Source organism: Proteus alimentorum (assembly GCF_002607735.1).
In the GTDB taxonomy this organism is placed as follows: Bacteria; Pseudomonadota; Gammaproteobacteria; order Enterobacterales; family Enterobacteriaceae; genus Proteus; species Proteus alimentorum.
The window spans coordinates 51744-69326 of sequence record NZ_NBVR01000018.1 but is presented as its reverse complement, the minus strand read 5'-3'; the positions used below and the strand labels follow the sequence as shown (position 1 = coordinate 69326).

The 17583-nt window shown below is 40.3% G+C and carries 17 protein-coding genes; 10 read left to right on the top strand and 7 right to left on the bottom strand.

Annotated features, from left to right (window positions below):
- Positions 1 to 20 precede the first annotated feature (20 nt).
- The 4 genes from ugpA to loiP all read left to right on the top strand — a co-directional run bounded on the left by ugpA (position 21) and on the right by loiP (position 4103).
- On the top strand, positions 21 to 905 hold the full coding sequence (gene ugpA / locus B6258_RS03260) for a sn-glycerol-3-phosphate ABC transporter permease UgpA (protein WP_099074071.1): 885 nt from the start codon (positions 21 to 23) through the stop codon (positions 903 to 905).
- Entirely contained in the window at positions 905 to 1753 is an 849-nt protein-coding gene (gene ugpE / locus B6258_RS03255) for a sn-glycerol-3-phosphate ABC transporter permease UgpE (RefSeq protein WP_099074070.1), read from the top strand. Before ugpA ends, ugpE begins: the two co-directional genes overlap by 1 nt.
- Position 1754: 1 nt before the next feature.
- Positions 1755 to 2855 carry a sn-glycerol-3-phosphate ABC transporter ATP-binding protein UgpC gene (gene ugpC / locus B6258_RS03250; protein WP_099074069.1) on the top strand — a complete coding sequence of 367 codons (1101 nt, stop codon included), beginning with the start codon at positions 1755 to 1757 and terminating at the stop codon, positions 2853 to 2855.
- 495 nt (positions 2856 to 3350) lie between these two features.
- Positions 3351 to 4103, top strand: coding sequence for a metalloprotease LoiP (loiP, locus tag B6258_RS03245; protein WP_099074068.1), 753 nt, complete (start codon positions 3351 to 3353; stop codon positions 4101 to 4103).
- Positions 4104 to 4158: 55 nt separating this feature from the next.
- On the opposite strand, the gene B6258_RS03240 is transcribed toward loiP, so the two are convergent.
- The gene (locus tag B6258_RS03240; protein ID WP_099074067.1) at positions 4159 to 4626 is read right to left on the bottom strand and encodes a MarR family winged helix-turn-helix transcriptional regulator; all 468 of its coding nucleotides are present in this window, start codon (positions 4624 to 4626) and stop codon (positions 4159 to 4161) included.
- Positions 4627 to 4741: 115 nt separating this feature from the next.
- Between B6258_RS03240 and B6258_RS03235 the strand changes: the two genes are divergently transcribed.
- Positions 4742 to 5929: an MFS transporter gene (locus B6258_RS03235; protein WP_099074066.1), complete on the top strand. Its 1188-nt coding sequence runs from the start codon at positions 4742 to 4744 to the stop codon at positions 5927 to 5929.
- An 11-nt stretch (positions 5930 to 5940) separates the two neighbouring features.
- Positions 5941 to 6354 carry an aspartate 1-decarboxylase autocleavage activator PanM gene (panM, locus tag B6258_RS03230; protein WP_099074065.1) on the top strand — a complete coding sequence of 138 codons (414 nt, stop codon included), beginning with the start codon at positions 5941 to 5943 and terminating at the stop codon, positions 6352 to 6354.
- A 160-nt stretch (positions 6355 to 6514) separates the two neighbouring features.
- Here the strand turns inward: panM and B6258_RS03225 are convergent, their stop codons facing one another.
- From B6258_RS03225 to ftsY, 5 genes are all read right to left on the bottom strand, one after another.
- The gene (locus B6258_RS03225; protein WP_099074064.1) at positions 6515 to 7696 is read right to left on the bottom strand and encodes a glycerate kinase; all 1182 of its coding nucleotides are present in this window, start codon (positions 7694 to 7696) and stop codon (positions 6515 to 6517) included.
- A gap of 56 nt (positions 7697 to 7752) precedes the next feature.
- Positions 7753 to 8607 (bottom strand): RNA polymerase sigma factor RpoH, encoded by an 855-nt coding sequence (gene rpoH / locus B6258_RS03220; RefSeq protein WP_023583733.1) that lies wholly within the window; start codon positions 8605 to 8607, stop codon positions 7753 to 7755.
- Between the two features lie 357 nt (positions 8608 to 8964).
- Positions 8965 to 9942, bottom strand: coding sequence for a permease-like cell division protein FtsX (gene ftsX, locus B6258_RS03215; RefSeq protein ID WP_099074063.1), 978 nt, complete (start codon positions 9940 to 9942; stop codon positions 8965 to 8967).
- A complete protein-coding gene (gene ftsE / locus B6258_RS03210) occupies positions 9935 to 10600 on the bottom strand; it encodes a cell division ATP-binding protein FtsE (protein ID WP_023583735.1) in 666 nt (221 codons plus the stop codon). The genes ftsX and ftsE overlap by 8 nt, the downstream gene beginning before the upstream one ends.
- Before the next feature lie 5 nt (positions 10601 to 10605).
- Entirely contained in the window at positions 10606 to 12570 is a 1965-nt protein-coding gene (gene ftsY, locus B6258_RS03205; protein ID WP_099074062.1) for a signal recognition particle-docking protein FtsY, read from the bottom strand.
- Positions 12571 to 12798: 228 nt separating this feature from the next.
- Between ftsY and rsmD the strand changes: the two genes are divergently transcribed.
- Positions 12799 to 13383: a 16S rRNA (guanine(966)-N(2))-methyltransferase gene (rsmD, locus tag B6258_RS03200; protein WP_099074061.1), complete on the top strand. Its 585-nt coding sequence runs from the start codon at positions 12799 to 12801 to the stop codon at positions 13381 to 13383.
- A 17-nt stretch (positions 13384 to 13400) separates the two neighbouring features.
- Complete coding sequence (locus B6258_RS03195) at positions 13401 to 13703, top strand: DUF1145 family protein (protein WP_099074060.1); 303 nt, start codon at positions 13401 to 13403, stop codon at positions 13701 to 13703.
- Positions 13704 to 13787: 84 nt separating this feature from the next.
- Here the strand turns inward: B6258_RS03195 and B6258_RS03190 are convergent, their stop codons facing one another.
- Positions 13788 to 14174, bottom strand: coding sequence for a DUF2500 domain-containing protein (locus B6258_RS03190; RefSeq protein WP_206073598.1), 387 nt, complete (start codon positions 14172 to 14174; stop codon positions 13788 to 13790).
- A 147-nt stretch (positions 14175 to 14321) separates the two neighbouring features.
- Between B6258_RS03190 and B6258_RS03185 the strand changes: the two genes are divergently transcribed.
- Both B6258_RS03185 and B6258_RS03180 read left to right on the top strand, forming a co-directional pair.
- Entirely contained in the window at positions 14322 to 14948 is a 627-nt protein-coding gene (locus tag B6258_RS03185; RefSeq protein ID WP_099074058.1) for a lysoplasmalogenase, read from the top strand.
- A gap of 179 nt (positions 14949 to 15127) precedes the next feature.
- Positions 15128 to 17521, top strand: a complete 2394-nt coding sequence (locus B6258_RS03180) for a zinc/cadmium/mercury/lead-transporting ATPase (RefSeq protein WP_099074057.1) — start codon at positions 15128 to 15130, stop codon at positions 17519 to 17521.
- Positions 17522 to 17583: the final 62 nt, after the last annotated feature.

Genomic DNA, 17583 nt, shown 5'->3' with positions numbered 1-17583 from the left:
ATCGATTTACTGGATATTGTATGGCTTCTCAATCCATTTATTTTAAACAAAAAGGGTTACCTCTCGCGCTAATTTTTCCTCAATTAGCGATCACGCTGATCTTTTTCATTTGGCCTGCTGGGCAAGCTTTCTTTCAGTCATTTCAATTAGAAGATGCATTTGGACTGAGTCGAGAATTTGTTGGTTTTGAAAATTTTCAGCGGCTTTTTAGCAATCGTTATTACTTTGATAGTTTGGTCACCACGCTTATTTTCAGTACCAGTGTCGTCTTTCTCTCTATGCTGTCAGCGCTTATTTTGGCAGGCATTGCCGAGCAAATTTTGCGAGGTAAACTTTTTTATCGCACTATTTTAATTTCACCCTATGCGATAGCGCCAGTTATTGCAGGCTTTCTGTGGCTATTTATGCTTGATCCCACAATTGGCGTATTAAGCCAACAATTAAAGAAAATAGGCATTAATTGGGATCCCGTGCTTAATACACATCACGCGATGTGGATGGTGATTTTAACAGCGACATGGAAACAAGTGAGTTATAACTTTCTGTTTTTCCTCGCCGCCTTGCAATCTGTACCTAAATCCCTTTTAGAAGCAGCGGCTATCGATGGTAGTGGTCCCATTAAGCGCTTTATAACTATCAGTTTTCCTTTAATTTCTCCCACAACCTTTTTCTTACTGGTGGTTAATTTTGCTTATGCCTTTTTTGATACTTTCGCCATTATCCACGCGATGACGCAAGGCGGCCCCGGTAGTAGCACCTCAACACTGGTTTATAAGGTCTATAACGATGGTTTTGTGGGATTAGATTTAGGCTCTTCCGCCGCACAATCCGTTATTTTGATGTTTATTGTCGCGATATTAACCCTTATTCAATTTCGTTATGTTGAGAAAAAGGTGGCTTACTGATGGTTGAACGTAGACCTTTATTTCATGCATTCTGCCACTTGATCCTTATTGTCGGCATACTATCTGTTGCATTCCCTGTCTGGATTGCGCTAGTGGCAACAACCCATCAAAACACCGAGTTTGCCACAGGCTCTCCTCTTTGGTTTGGTACTGAAGGCTTCAATATTTTTAAAACGATATTTTCACAGGCAGGCACCACGCAAAATAGTGCGATTTCAATTAACAGCATGTTATTAAATTCTTTAGTTATGGCGTTAGTGATCACCCTAGGGAAATTAACTATATCGATTTTATCGGCCTATGCCGTGGTTTTCTTTCGCTTTCCGGGGCGGATGCTTGCCTTTTGGACTATCTTTTTTACCTTAATGTTACCTGTTGAAGTGCGCATTATGCCGACATTTGAAGTCGTCACTAACCTCAATATGTTGAACTCTTATGCAGGTTTAACCATTCCATTAATTGCCAGCGCCACAGCCACTTTTTTATTTCGCCAATTTTTTCTGACCATCACTCCTGAATTAATTGAAGCCGCCCAAATTGATGGTGCTGGGCCGATTAAATTCTTTTTTACTATCTTGCTTCCTCTCTCTCGCACCAATATCGCTGCCCTTTTTGTTATCACCTTTATTTATGGGTGGAATCAATATCTTTGGCCAATGTTGATCACAACTGATACCCACTACTACACCATTGTGATGGGAATTAAACAGATGGTTGCGGTTTCTGATGGTGTCGTTGAATGGAATAAAATTATGGCAACCACGTTAATAGCCATGTTGCCGCCAGTTCTTATCGTCATTCTGATGCAAAGAGCCTTTATTAAAGGCTTTATTGATACGGAGAAATAATATGACAACCGTAACGCTCACTGATTTAGAAAAACGCTATCCTAATGGACACCAAGCTATTTCGAAATTGAACCTTTCTATTGAGCAAGGTGAAATGGTGGTGTTAGTTGGCCCAAGTGGTTGTGGCAAATCAACATTGCTACGCATGATTGCAGGGTTGGAAACCATCACACAAGGCGATTTACTCATTGATAATTTACGGGTTAATGAACATGAACCGAGTGAGCGAGATATCGCCATGGTGTTTCAAAACTATGCGCTTTATCCTCATATGTCTGTCTATAACAACATGGCATATGGTTTACGTAATCGAAAAACACCCAAAGCCCAAATAGAAGAACTTGTCACAAATGCGGCTAACATGCTAGAAATCAGTCATTTATTGGATAGAAAACCGAAAGAGCTTTCTGGTGGACAACGTCAACGTGTCGCAATGGGAAGAGCCATTGTGCGTAAACCCAAAGTATTTTTATTTGATGAACCACTCTCTAATCTTGATGCAAAATTACGTGTTCAAATGCGCCTTGAGATTAAAAAATTACAACGAAAACTCTCAACAACCTCGATTTATGTGACGCACGATCAGGTAGAAGCGATGACATTAGCAGATAAGCTGGTGGTTTTAAATCAAGGAAATATAGAGCAAGTGGGGACACCTTTAGAGATTTATGAAAGTCCAGCTTCCGTATTTGTGGCAACGTTTATGGGCTCTCCCGCAATGAATATCTTAGATGCCCCAATTAATCATGGTGTAATTGAAATCGCTGATGGGCATATTGCCATTTCATCTCAGCATCTTCCTTATCAAGCCATTAAATTAGGTTTACGTCCTGAACATTTGATCATTAGTCATCAACATCCCCTTTTTCATGTTGAAGTGGAATTTATTGAAGCACTAGGTGCTGATGTTTTAATTTATGCCACGACTTGCGATAAACAAAAGCAGTCTATTGTTATTCGTGCACCTAACAATCACGGTGTGAATATTGGTAATAAAATTGGTCTAACCATTCATCCTGAAAACCTTCATTTCTTTAATGAGCAAACAGAAAAACGTATTAACCGCCCTTTTATGCTCATCAATGAATTAATGGTTTCCTGATACATCGATATCAATTTATTCATTTTCGGTTTAATCTTAATAGCGGTGTTTTAAGCACCGTTATTTATTTATCACTAAGCAATAAATATTAAAAATATAAAATTTGTCAGAATTAAACAAATAAAATCCACATCTGAATACAACGTTTCTTTGGTATTATTCCAAGTAAATTCAAAACAGCATAATGTACACTCAGAGTAAGTATAATCAATGATCTACATAGATATTACTAAGGGACATATATCTTCTCCCTATTAGACATGATATTAATCTTCTTAAATTTAAAGAAGTTAAAATAACCAATATGTTTTTTCATCATCATTTTAAGAATAAAAAATAATATTTTTTAGATGGAAAAAGTAGAAACATATATTGAGGTAATATTTATTACCTAAAATGCTTATATTGCACCGATAGATAAGCACTGTTATTCTTCCGCTCGTATTTAATACGCAATTATATAAAACTGCGCAGCAGAAAAGGACTTAATTCAAAATGAAAATCAAATTACTTGCTACAGTGATGGTATCAGCAGCACTGCTCTCTGGTTGTAAAAATCTTAATACCGATATGTTGGCCAAATCAGGCACTCAACTATTCCAAGCTGCAACATTAAGCGATAACGATATCAAAGCGCTAACCAATGATGCTTGTAAAGAAATGGATGCTCAAAATAAAGTTGCACCTGCAAATAGCACCTACACTAAACGTTTAAATAATATCGCTAAAGCGTTAGGTAATGAAGTTAATGGCACGCCAGTAAACTACAAAGTTTATATGACCAAAGATGTGAATGCGTGGGCTATGGCGAATGGCTGTGTTCGTGTTTATAGCGGTTTAATGGACATGATGACAGATAACGAAGTTGAAGGCGTTTTAGGTCATGAAATGGGGCACGTTGCTTTAGGTCATACTCGTAAAGCAATTCAAGTTGCACACGCAACGGTTGCAGCACGTACTGCAGCAGCATCCGCAGGGGGGGTAGCAGCGCAATTAAGTAGCTCTCAGTTGGCTGAAATGGGACAGAAACTGGTTAATGCTCAGTTCTCTCAACACCAAGAGTCAGAAGCGGATAATTTCTCTTATGATCTGCTGAAAAAACGTGGGGTAAGCACTGCAGGTTTAGTCACAGGTTTTGAGAAATTAGCTAAACTAGGTGGCGGTGATTCAAGCATGTTTGATTCTCACCCACCATCAAAAGAGCGTGCAGATAATATCCGTAATCGTATTGCTGAAGATAAAAAATAATTACCTTGCCCCTGTATCCCATGATATGGGGGTTTTCTTTTCAGGTTTATCCTTTTTACGAATGGCGAAAAGCGTTTGTCACATCAGCAAAAAAACGTTGGATCGCTTGTTTTTCACTCTGATTATATTGTTCAAATAATGCAGACCATTTTGCTTGAGATTGTTGATGCAACACCTCATGCGCATGAAAAAGCCGCTCGCCTTCAGCGGTTAAGATAAAAAATATTTCTTTCTGATTATCTGCTAATTTTATTTTTTCAATCGCGCCTTTCGTTTGTAATCGACTACATATCTTTGAGACAGCACCTCGTGTCATTGCCATATACTCACTGATAGTTGTGAGATTTCTCATACTCTCTTCACCAATACAATGGATCACATGCAGTTCTGTGAGTGAATAATTATCTAACCCATTATCTTCTAATATTTTTTTATGATCGTTATCGGTCCGTTCATCTTTAAGATGCAAAAAATCACTTAACCCTTTTAACAAATCTTGTGTTGTCACATTCTCTTTTATCATTTTGTTTCCTTGGAAAAAATATTTTATAAAATAGTAACAAAAGTATTTACAACAATCAAAATATCGCTATTATTCACTTTGTTTCCGTGGAAACAAAATAACAAAAGGCAATATTATGAAACTATCAATCCGCAGTCTATTTTATCTCATTTGCTTTAGCGCACTATTAGGCTCTTTGGCGCAAAACATCTATACACCAGTGCTTCCCTTGATCCAACAGCGATTTAATACCACGTTATCATTGGTTAATTTAACAGTATCTGCATTTACTTTTGCCATGGCTGTTATGCAACTATTTTACGGCTCATTGATTGATAAATGGGGAAGAAAGCCTATTTTGCTTGGCGGATTAGCCATTTCAATCGTGGGAGCTTTGGGTTGTGTTTGGTCTAATTCTATTGGCGTATTGATTTTTTGGCGGGTGATCCAAGCCATTGGCATTGCAGCTATTCCCGTGGTTGCTGCCACTATTCTTGGCGATCTTTATCAAGGAAACGATCGCGCTAAAGCGATGGGATCGTATCAAATGCTATTAGCGCTAGCCCCTGCCGGTGGCCCTTTATTAGGTGGATATTTAGCGCAACATTATCAGTATCAAGGTATTTTTATTTTCTTGTCCGTTGTCGGTGCCATATTACTTATTACCCATCTCTTTTATTTATCTGAAACACGTCCGGAGCAGAAAGAAGCCTTTAAAAGCCTATCTGCAATACAACAAGTGCTTATGGCACCTGCGGGTAAATCTGTATTTGTTATGAGTTTTATGGTGTTTTATAACTATTTTTGTCTACTGGTTTTCTTACCCTTAATTGCCTTTAATCTCTATCAGCTTAACAGCACTGAAATAGGTGGGTTATATATACCTATGTCGATTGCGCTTATCTTAGGTAGCTATCTTTACCGTAGAATTTGCCATCTCTTTAATGCGGAATATGGTGTGATTATTACCTCTTGTATCAATCTGATTATGTTGATGTTATTTGCACTCTTTTGGCAAATTTCATTACCTGTAATGCTTGGTTTAACCGTGTTATACGGGCTTTCTTTAGGATTAACAATGCCTACACATACCTCATTATTAGTGAGTCATTTTAGTGCTATGAGAGCAACTGCAATGGGGATTTATAATTTTATTCGTTATTGTGGAATGGCTGCAGGCCCGATGGTGGCAACCTATTTTGTCACAGGCAATAGCTATGAGTATGTCTTTTACTCTTGTGCGTTCTTCACGAGTTTGGCATTGTGTTTCACACTCAAAATCTTAATGCCATCATTAAAAGAAAAAAGACACACTGCGAACTAACAGGATATTTAATGAAACTGACCATTGAAAAACTGACACAACTCTCTGAACAAGACCGTATTGATTTAGGCAAAATTTGGCAAGATATACGTTATCAATCAGCCCTAAAAAACGAGATCAACAACGAGAATGTACTCTTTGTGGCAAGATTTAATGAGCGATTGTTAGCCGCTTGCTGGGTTAAATTATCGGATGAAAAAGCCATTATCACCGATTTTATGGTAAGAGAAGTAACACGTCGTCGCGGTGTTGGACATTATTTACTCACACAATGCTTATCAGCATATCCTGATATTTCCCATTGGCAGGCAATCAGCTTATCCACTGAAGAAAATGGGTATGACATTGCACATGCTTTTTTAGCACACCATCAATTTAATCCATCACCACAATCGGATCTCTATGTTTTAAATAATTCACTCTAAATAATTCTGCAACTTGAAATATAACAAGATTCTTACTCTAAATAATTCAAGGTGTAGCTAGGCGACAAGTGAATGAGCCGCTAGAAGCATACATCAGTATGTGACTAGTGCGAATGAACGCAGTCAACAACGCTACAACTTGAAGTATAACGAGTAAACGCTACGGCTTGAAATATGACGAATAATAAAGCCGAGCCACATTATAAGCGGTTTCATTCAGATTCTTTTGCGCGTTATTAAGTGCATCGGCCAGTGTAGAAACACCTGGTACAATAGAGAAAACGGCATCAATACCCTGCTGATGAACCACATCATAGTCAGGTAAATAACCACCGACCAACGCAATCACAGGAAGGTGATATTTTTTTGCCAACTTAGCAACGCCTGTCGGTGTTTTACCTTGCGCCGACTGGCTATCCATTCGCCCTTCGCCAGTGATCACCAAATCTGCATCAATTAACTGTTTTTCTAATCCAACAGCATTAGCAACTAATTCGACACCCGGCGAAAGTGTTGCTTGCGTAAATGCAAGCAAAGGCAGAGCCACCCCGCCGGCTGCACCACTTCCTGCAATATTGATAAGACTGCGTTGAGTCATTTTCTCAAGATAAGTACCGAAATGGTGTAATGTGTTATCAAGTTGCGCAATATCTTCTTGGGTTGCCCCTTTTTGAGGACCAAAAATAGCGGATGCCCCATTTTCTCCACACAATGGATTAGTGACATCGCAAGCAATCTGAATTTCTATCTGTTTTAGTTTGGGATTAAGTTTGGTGATATCAATAGAATGAAGTTGGGCTAATGAGCGTCCACCAAAAGGCAAAGATGTACCAAACTTATCGTTAAGACCAAGACCGAGTGCTTGCATCATCCCTGCACCAGCGTCATTTGTCGCACTTCCCCCTAGCCCTAAAATAATTTTTTTAACACCCATCTCAAGTGCGGCATTAATTAATTCACCCGTACCATAACTGGTCGTTAAATTGGGATCGCGTTGAGATGAAGGGATAAGATGAAGACCAGATGCTTGTGCCATTTCAATCACAGCCGTGGTGTTATCACCTAAAAGTCCCCAAGTTGCAGTCACTTGTTTACCTAAAGGCGAGCACACTTGAGTAGAGATAAAACGGCCTTGCGTTGCATCCAACAGCGATGTCACCGTACCTTCACCGCCATCCGCCATGGGAATACAACAATATTGCGCATTGGGTAAATAACGTGAAAAACCCTGTTTTATTGCTATCGCAACGTCTTTCGCACTTAAACTTTCTTTAAATGAATCAGGGGCGATAACTATTTTCACGTTCTTTTCTCCATGCAACAAAAAAAGCGATATTTTCATATCGCTTTTATAACATACTCTACTTTATGAGGGCGTGTGCTTGGTTTGAAATGTGATTAATCTTCAATCGCTAAACGCAATTTCTTCATCGCATTTTTTTCTAATTGACGAACACGCTCCGCAGAAACACCGTATTTTGTCGCCAAGTCTTGCAATGTCGATTTATTATCATCATCTAACCAACGAGCACGAATAATATCTTGGCTACGTTCATCAAGAGTTTCAATTGCTGACGTCAGTTTATCCGTTGCATGATTATCCCAGTTATCTTCTTCAATACCATCAGCAAAGTCAGAAGACTTATCTTCTAAGAAGAGTACTGGTGCAATAGGATGTGAGTCATCACTATCATCAGCGGTCATATCAAATGCCATATCTTGTGCTGACATTCGTGATTCCATTTCTCGGACATCACTTTCTGACACGCCTAATTCTCTTGCAACAAGTTCCACTTCATCTTGATTAAACCAGCCTAAACGCTTTTTATTTTTTCGCAGATTAAAAAATAATTTACGTTGTGATTTTGTCGTTGCGACTTTCACGATACGCCAGTTGCGTAGCACATATTCGTGAATTTCAGCTTTGATCCAATGCACCGCAAAAGAGACGAGTCGAACACCCACTTCTGGGTTAAAACGACGAACCGCTTTCATCAAACCGATATTACCCTCTTGGATAAGATCCGCTTGTGGTAAGCCATAACCTGAATAGCTGCGAGCAACATGAATAACGAAGCGCAGATGTGAAAGGATAAGCGTTCTTGCTGCATCCAAGTCACCATCGTAATGCAGCCGTTCAGCGAGTTCCTTTTCTTCCTCTGCGGTTAACATCGGATAGGAATTGGCTGCACGTATATACGCTTCGATGCTGCCTTGCGGAACCAATGCTAAGGATTGCATTTCTTTTGTCATTCAAATCCTCATGAAAATCAAATAAATAATAAAATTATTGCGATAAGGGAAATTAGATGAGCCTTCTAAATATAGCTTAAATAAGAAGCCAGTTAAGGTTTTTTACGATGTGTTTTTATCATAACGACTATTTGACCAGCATAAAGACTAAAGGTTCATCTCGCATCTATGTTTACATATCTTTGTACTTTTCTATCACAGATAGCAAATATGACTGTTACCTTATCGTAGAAAAGAGCGTGTGTATTATTATGCCAGAGACGGGGCGTCGATAAAATGGCTGGGTGACGATATTAACGTAACCCAACCTGATAAAAAATATCTTCTCATTATTTAGAGGATAAAAATGCTTATAGATTATTCTGGCGTGAATTGACGCAAATGCTGCATTGTCGTCAACCATGCAGCAAGCCAGCCAATTGTCATAGCAACGAGAATAAGAATGATAGATTCATCAAAACCTAGTCCTGAAATGGAAAATGAAGTTCCAAACACGGTCGCGGCTTGAGTCACCACATCAGAGAGTTTCCACACCAGTAAGGCTGAAAAAATCAGGGCAAATATGGCACCAATAAAGCCAAGGATCAGTCCCCAATTAAGGAAAGGACGCATAATAAAGCCATCAGTTGCACCAATTAGCTTCATTACATTGATGGTGTCACGGCGACTGAAAATATTGAGGCGCACACTGTTACCAATCACCAGTAATAGGGCAACAACCATCAATGTACCAATCACTAAAGCGATTTGCCCGACTAATGAAGTTAACGTTGAAAGCCGAGTAAACCAACTATCATCCATTCTTACTTCATCAACACCGGGTATTTTCGCTACTGTATCACGTAAATTTACCATTAATTGTTGATCGCTAGGCTCCATAACAGGTGTCACTATCGCAACCGCAGGCAATGGATTCTCTTCTAACATGTCTAACGCACTACTAAAACCAGCCCAAGAACGAAATTCCACTAGCGAATCTTGTCGTGAAAGATAGTTAACACCCTCAACTTTTTCTAAGGCTTCTATTTTCTTGATGGTAGCTTCAGCTAATGAATCATCAAGAGATTTATCAAGATAAACCGTTAATTGTGGTGTTGGATACCATTGTTCAGCCGCAGTGGAGACATTCTTCCACACTATATAAAAGATGCTAGGTAAGGTGAGAGAGATAGCAACAACCATTACCGTTAAAAAAGAAGAGAGCGGTTGGCGTAAAAAATCTGCCATTGTGTTACGCCATGCATAGCGCCACTGTTCGCGTCTTCCCCCTTTTAGCGCCTTGGTTTTTGCACCTGGCGTTGGCATTGATTTACGGGAACTTTTTGCTTTAGCCATTTTGTCCTCCCACCATTCTGCCTTGCCCTAATGTAAGAATGCGATAATTTCTGCGTTCTATCAGCGACATATCGTGCGTTGCCATTAACACCGTTACGCCAACACGGTTGAACTCTTCAAAAAGGCGCATAATACCTTCTGAAAGCTCGCCATCAAGGTTACCTGTTGGTTCATCTGCGAGTAAAACAGTCGGTTTATTCACAACAGCGCGCGCAATACCGACACGCTGTTGTTCACCGCCAGAGAGCTGAATAGGATAATTTTTGGCTTTATCCAATAGTCCTACTTTATCTAAAGCGGCTGAAACTCTTCGCCGAATATCCTCTTCACTCGCGCCAGCAATAATTAGAGGAAGAGAAACATTGTCATAAACCGTTCTGTCCATCAATAAGTGGTGATCTTGGAAGATCATCCCAATTTGACGACGCAGAAAAGGGATCTCACTATTTTTTAGTCTACTGATATCATGACCAGCAAACCAAATAGCGCCATCACTTGGGCGTTCTATTCCACAAATTAACTTAAGCAATGTACTTTTACCGGCACCAGAGTGACCCGTTAAAAAAGCCATTTCACCAGGACGAAGATGAAAATCAACCCCCTGTAATGCTTGTCTTCCACCTAAATAAGCCTTGCTGACGTGTTCGAAGCGGATCATTAAAACTACTCCTCGCGGGCAAACAGAGCCTCAATAAAATCGTCGGCCTTAAACGGACGTAGATCTTCAATACCTTCACCTACCCCGATATAACGGATAGGAATACTAAACTGATCAGCAATAGAGAAGATAACGCCCCCTTTTGCTGTACCATCGAGTTTAGTCAATGTTAATCCAGTTAGCCCAACTGTTTCATTAAAGAGTTTAGCTTGACTAACTGCATTTTGTCCGGTACTTGCATCTAACGTCAGCATCACTTCGTGTGGTGCTTCTTCGTCTAATTTCTTCATAACACGAACGATTTTTTTCAGCTCTTCCATTAAATGGGATTTATTCTGCAATCGTCCTGCGGTATCAGCAATAAGAACATCGACACCTTTTGCTTGGGCTGATTGAATTGCATCAAAAATAACAGATGCAGGATCAGCGCCAGTATGTTGCGCCACAACAGGGATATTATTACGCTCACCCCAAACTTGTAACTGTTCAACAGCCGCCGCTCGGAATGTATCACCCGCAGCTAACATGACGGATTTACCTTCCGCTTGGTATTGTCGCGCTAATTTTCCGATTGTGGTTGTTTTACCAACACCGTTCACGCCAACCATTAAAATAACAAAAGGTTTTTTACCTTCAATATTTAATGGTTTATCAACTTTACTTAAAATATCGCTCATCTCTTCACGTAATTTACCGTAAAGGGCTTCAGCATCTTTAAGATCTTTATGACTGGCATGTTTGGTCAGGCTAGTGATGATTTTAGTGGTGGTTTCCATGCCCACATCAGCAATTAAGAGTTGCTCTTCTAACTCTTCAAAAAGTTCATCATCAATCTTCTTACCACGAAATAGACCAAGGAATCCTGAACCTAAGTTCTGACGAGTTTTCAGTAAACCTTTTTTCAGTCGGCTAAAGAAGCCTTCTTTCTTAGGTTTCTCTTGTTCAACAACTTTATCTGCCAGTACGTCTTCACGTAAAGATTCAATATCTTCAGCTTCTGCTTGCGCAATAGCGAGACGTTCATTTTCCTCTTCTTGTGCAAGGCGTTGTGCTTCAGCTTCTTGCGCTAAACGTTCCTGCTCTAGACGCGCGGCTTCTTGGCGTTGAGCTTCGGCTTCTTGCGCTAAACGTTCCTGTTCTAGACGCGCGGCTTCTTGGCGTTGCGCTTCTAAACGTTCTTGTTCCGCTTTAAGTTCAGCTTGGCGCTGAGCTTCTTCTTGTGCAAGGCGTTGAGCTTCGGCTTCTTGCGCTAAACGTTCCTGCTCTAGACGCGCGGCTTCTTGGCGTTGCGCTTCTAAACGTTCTTGTTCCGCTTTAAGTTCAGCTTGGCGCTGAGCTTCTTCTTGTGCAAGGCGTTGAGCTTCGGCTTCTTGCGCTAAACGTTCCTGCTCTAGACGCGCGGCTTCTTGGCGTTGCGCTTCTAAACGTTCTTGTTCCGCTTTAAGTTCAGCTTGGCGCTGAGCTTCTTCTTGTGCAAGGCGTTGCGCTTCGGCTTCTTGCGCCAGACGTTCCTGCTCTAGACGCGCGGCTTCTTGGCGTTGCGCTTCTAAACGTTCTTGTTCCGCTTTAAGTTCAGCTTGGCGCTGAGCTTCTTCTTGCGCAAGGCGTTGGGCTTGCGCTTCTTGAGCCAAGCGTGCTTGTTCTGCATGCTCTGCCTCTAAACGCGCTTGCTCAGCCTCTATCTCTGCGTGGCGCAGGGCTTTTTCTTGTTCTAAACGTTGTTTTTCAGCTTCTTGTGCCAATCTATCTTGCACAACACGTTGCGCTTCTTGGCGCTCTGATTCTAAACGTTCTTGTTCTGCTTCTAATTGCGCTTGGCGAACCGCTTCTTCTTGAGCATCTTTTGCCAAACGCTCTTGTTCTAAACGCTCTTCTTCTAAGCGTTGCTGTTCTTTCTCTTGCTCAATATTTTCTTCTTTGTTACGCCCAAAACCGAGCCACGAGAAAAAACCTTTTTTTTCTTTTGCCATTAGCTACTAAACTCCTCGCACTAAATCATGGCGCGATTACATTGACGATATTGAAAATAATAATGAAGTCTATCATTTGATCATGGATAAACGCATCTTTTATACGAATTTTATGGTAAATTATTGCGGATTAAATCAAGGGAAGTCATCGAGATAACAACAGACACGAATTCCTTATTCCAAAAGACACTCCAAAACTCACGTTTAAACGATATAAATCAAAATAATATGGCCAAAAAACCACAAAAAGCCCCAATGGGACAAATCAGAATAATTGGGGGAAAATGGCGTGGTCGTAAACTTCCTGTTCTTGATAGCCAAGGATTACGACCAACAACGGATCGTGTGAAAGAAACACTCTTTAATTGGCTAATGCCTGTTATCCAAGATGCCCGTTGCCTCGACTGTTTTGCAGGAAGCGGTGGCTTAGGAATTGAAGCCCTTTCTCGCTATGCTCGTGAAACCACGTTTATCGAATATGAACGTACGGTTGCCCAACAAATTACCGCAAACTTAACCTTACTTAAGGCAGATAATGGGCACGTCATTCAAGACAGTGCATTGTCATATCTTGCCAAACAAGGTTCCCCTTATAATGTCGTTTTTTTAGATCCTCCTTTTCATAAAGGCATGTTGTCAGACACTATCCAATTATTAGAAAATAACGGTTGGTTAGCACAAGATTGCTATATTTATATTGAGGAAGAAGTTAAAGCACAGACTTATACAATTCCGACTCATTGGACATTGCATAGAGAGAAGATCGCAGGACAAGTTGCGTATCGTCTTTATATTCGCAATTTATCTGCTTAATTTTTTATGGAGCTGCTATGTTAATCTTTTTTGGCCGATTTTTAATGGTCGGTGTTTGGGGCTTTCTGTTTTTAAATATTATTTCCCCATTCCCTAAACCTTTAAAATACTTTATGGATATCGCTATGATTTTTATGGTGATTATGCATGGCTTACAAATCGTTATGTATAAAGCGGGACAACCTGAAGATCAAAAACCATCAACGGCATTACAGTTTCGCATTTTCTTCTTTGGGATCTTTGAGCTCTTAAAAATACAAAAAGAATTACGAAAAGAATACGAAGAAAAACAGAAAAACAAGACCAAACAACGACCGTAAATATGGTTATATCCTCGCAATTATCTGGGGTCGTTGACATCTAAACTGCACCCCAGAGGTTGCCAATCTTATAAACAAATTTTCTTATTTCTCGCTGGGTTCATCACTCGGTATATCTGTTTCAAACTTTATAAAACGACTGCCCTGCATAAACAGGCGCCCCTTCATTTCAGGTTCAATATTTTGATAAGCGGATTTATTAATCCTTAACACTAAATCGTTACGAGAGTCAGTGGTTAAACGAAAGGTCACTTGATAATAATGTGTTAATTCTGGACCATTCACGTCATTTTCTCTTGAGCGCCGTTCATTTGCTGAAATTTCTTTTTTATCAATGACTTCAACCATATAGAGTACAACGGGTGAATTATCATCACTTATTCGCTGTTTTCTTTGTTCGAAGAAACGATAAGTTGCTGACGCTATAATAATGATCAGTACTGCAATTCCTAAAATAGCCGCTTTATTCATTACATTAATTCCTATCGTTATATGGATTAAAAAACAGTGTGCTTTATATTATTTTAATAAGTCCATCAGTTTCGTCATTAACCGCTATTCTTAAATTAATCTTTCTGTTATGAATAATGAAACAGTTCTGAATATAAGGAAGATATTATGAGTTGGCCTTTTCTCGCCGTATTATTCTCCGGATGGCTTTATATCGATGCCGCATATCGAGGCCCTAATTGGCAACGATGGTTATTCCGTCCTATCACGCTACTTCTTTTATTACTTTGGGCATGGCAAATTCCCGAACACAATATTAATAGCTATCTTATTGTTGGTGCATTATTAGCGACACTGCTTTCTGATATCTTAAGAATATTTGATGGTAAGTATTTACTACCGTCTCTTGCTTTGGTTTTTCTAAGCTACATACTCTATATGGTGAGCTTTTTACTGCCACTCCAGCTCTCTTTCTATCTTCCTTTACTGGGGTTTGTTATTTTTGCTTTCATTATCATTTTAGCCATTGTTTGGACTAAGCTTGATAAATTAGCCATTCCAGCCTCTCTAACTTTATTAGCCGCATTTGCGATGTTTTGGGTTGCTGGCGAAAAATTCTTCTACTTAAGCAATGATTACAACTTATCAGTGATGATTGGTTCATTATTGTTAGTAATCGCTTACTCTATATGGCTAATCAACCGCTTCCGCTTCTCATTTTCAGCGTCTAAAGGACTTGTCAGTGCCTGTTATTTTATTGGGCATTTCTTCATCGTTAGAGCTTTATTCCTTTAGCATCCATTAACCCCTTGTTTTTACAAAATAGAATGAGGGGTTAATTTTTTGAGCTAATTCGCACTTTTTGCCAATGAATAGGCTTTCAGTATCTTGACTCTGGACTCTACTCCAAGCTGTAAAGTACTTATCAGATAAATGAATTTAGACTTTACTTTGTTGAACAAGGAGAGCCAGTTATGACTAAACATGCTCATCAACACGATAATCATAAACATACCGATGCTTGTTGCTCAAGCTCTCAATGCTGTTCAGGTCACTCAGAGAATAGTACGCACTCACATACTGAAAGCGGACATTCTCATACCAAGATAGATAAAAGTGACCCTGAATGCGAGGATGAGCATCACCACGGACACTCCCACGAACATGACGGTCATGATCATAGCCATGATGAGCACAATCATGCTCATGGAAGCTGTGATATCAACGCCCCTGTTTCTAACATTGAGCCTGAAAAGATTGCACAGCAACGCTTTAGTTGGAAAGTGCAAGGAATGGATTGCCCGAGTTGCGCTCAAAAAATTGAAACAGCAGCACTCAAAGTCGCCGGTGTAAAACAAGCAAAAGTCCTTTTTGCCACCGAAAAATTGGTTGTTGATGCTGATAGCGATCTACGCGCTGATGTGATTGCAGCAATTAACAGTGCAGGTTTTGAGCTTTTTGATCTCTCATCGCCCCAATCTCAAAAAGTCGCTAAACAGAGCCTCTTAAAAGAGAGCTCATTTGTTATTGTCTTGGCACTTTTAATGGCGATTAGCTGGGGTGTAGAATTTATTGATCCTCAAGCAGGTCGTGCCGCCTTTATTGCAACCACCTTAATTGGTTTATTCCCCATTGTGAAAAAGTCCTTGCAACTTATTCGCAGTGGTACACCATTCGCCATCGAAACATTGATGAGTGTTGCCGCCATTGGCGCCCTATTTATTAATGCTACCGAAGAAGCAGCAATGGTTATTTTGCTGTTTATGATTGGTGAAATGCTGGAGTCTTACGCCGCAGGACGTGCGCGTCGTGGTGTAAGTGCCCTCATGGCGTTAGTGCCAGAAGAAGCGACATTAGTCAAAGACGGTAAGAAACAAACTGTACCTGTTGCGCAATTACGTCCAGGCGACATCATTGAAATTGCTCCGGGCTCACGTTTGCCAACAGATGCGGAGTTAGTCAGTGCTTTTGCAAGCTTTGATGAAAGTGCATTAACAGGTGAATCCGTACCCGTAGAACGTCTACAAGGCGAAAAAGTGGCAGCGGGTTGTTTATCTGTGGATAGATCTGTACAGATGAAAGTGGTATCTGAACAAGGGCAAAATGCTATCGATCGTATTTTGCAATTGATTGAAGAAGCTGAAGAGCGCAGAGCGCCTATTGAACGCTTTATTGACCGCTTTAGCCGTTACTATACACCCGCGATTATGCTGTTCTCTGCACTGGTTATCATTGTTCCCCCCCTGTTGTTCTCACAACCTTGGGAAACATGGATTTACCGCGGTTTAACCCTATTACTTATTGGTTGTCCTTGTGCTTTAGTTATCTCAACACCCGCTGCAATCACTTCCGCATTAGCGGCAGCCACTAAACGCGGAGCGCTGATCAAAGGCGGTGCAGCATTAGAGCAATTAGGCACGGTGAATACTATCGCATTAGATAAAACGGGTACATTAACAGAAGGGAAACCTCAAGTTACTGATGTTGTGGCTGAAACCGGATTTAATGAAAAAGAAGTACTGACCTTTGCTTCATCGGTAGAAATTGGCTCTCATCACCCATTAGCAAAAGCCATTATCAATAAAGCACAAGATGAAGGCGTGCATGTTGTTGAAGCGGAAGATCGTAAAGCCCTCGCGGGTAAAGGAATTGAAGGTTATTTAAATAGCCAACATATTCTAGTGAGTGCCCCTTCTCAATTATCAGAAGCCACATCACTCTCTTCTCAATGGCAACAAGAAGTTGCACGTCTTGAAGATGAAGGTAAAACCGTTGTTGTGGTATTAAAAGAGCGTCAACTTATCGGTGTTATTGCTATGCAAGATACCTTACGCAGTGATGCTGTTGAATCAATGAAATTATTGAAAGAGATGAACATCAATGCTGTGATGCTAACGGGGGATAATCCAAGAGCAGCCGCGGCGATTGCGAAAAAGCTAGGTATGGATTTCCGAGCTGGGTTACTGCCTGAAGATAAAGTGACTTCAGTCATGGAGATCAGTAAAACACATAACACAATGATGGTAGGCGATGGTATCAATGATGCGCCAGCAATGAAAGCAGCCACCATTGGCGTCGCAATGGGAAGCGGTACTGACGTTGCACTTGAAACTGCAGATGCGGCATTAACGCATAACCGTTTAACGGGCTTACCTGAAATTATTAAGTTATCTCGCGCGACACGTAAAATTATCCGTGAAAACATCACGATTGCGCTGGGCTTAAAAGCTGTGTTCTTAGTCACAAGCTTATTAGGTATAACAGGGCTTTGGGTTGCAGTGCTTGCTGATTCCGGCGCAACAGCACTGGTTACGGCCAACGCGGTAAGGCTGTTAAGAGTAAAAATTAGCGTCTCAAATAAAGAGTAAACACACTAAAATAACAAAACCCAAACCTCAGTTAATCTGGAGTTTGGGTTATTTTTTAGCGC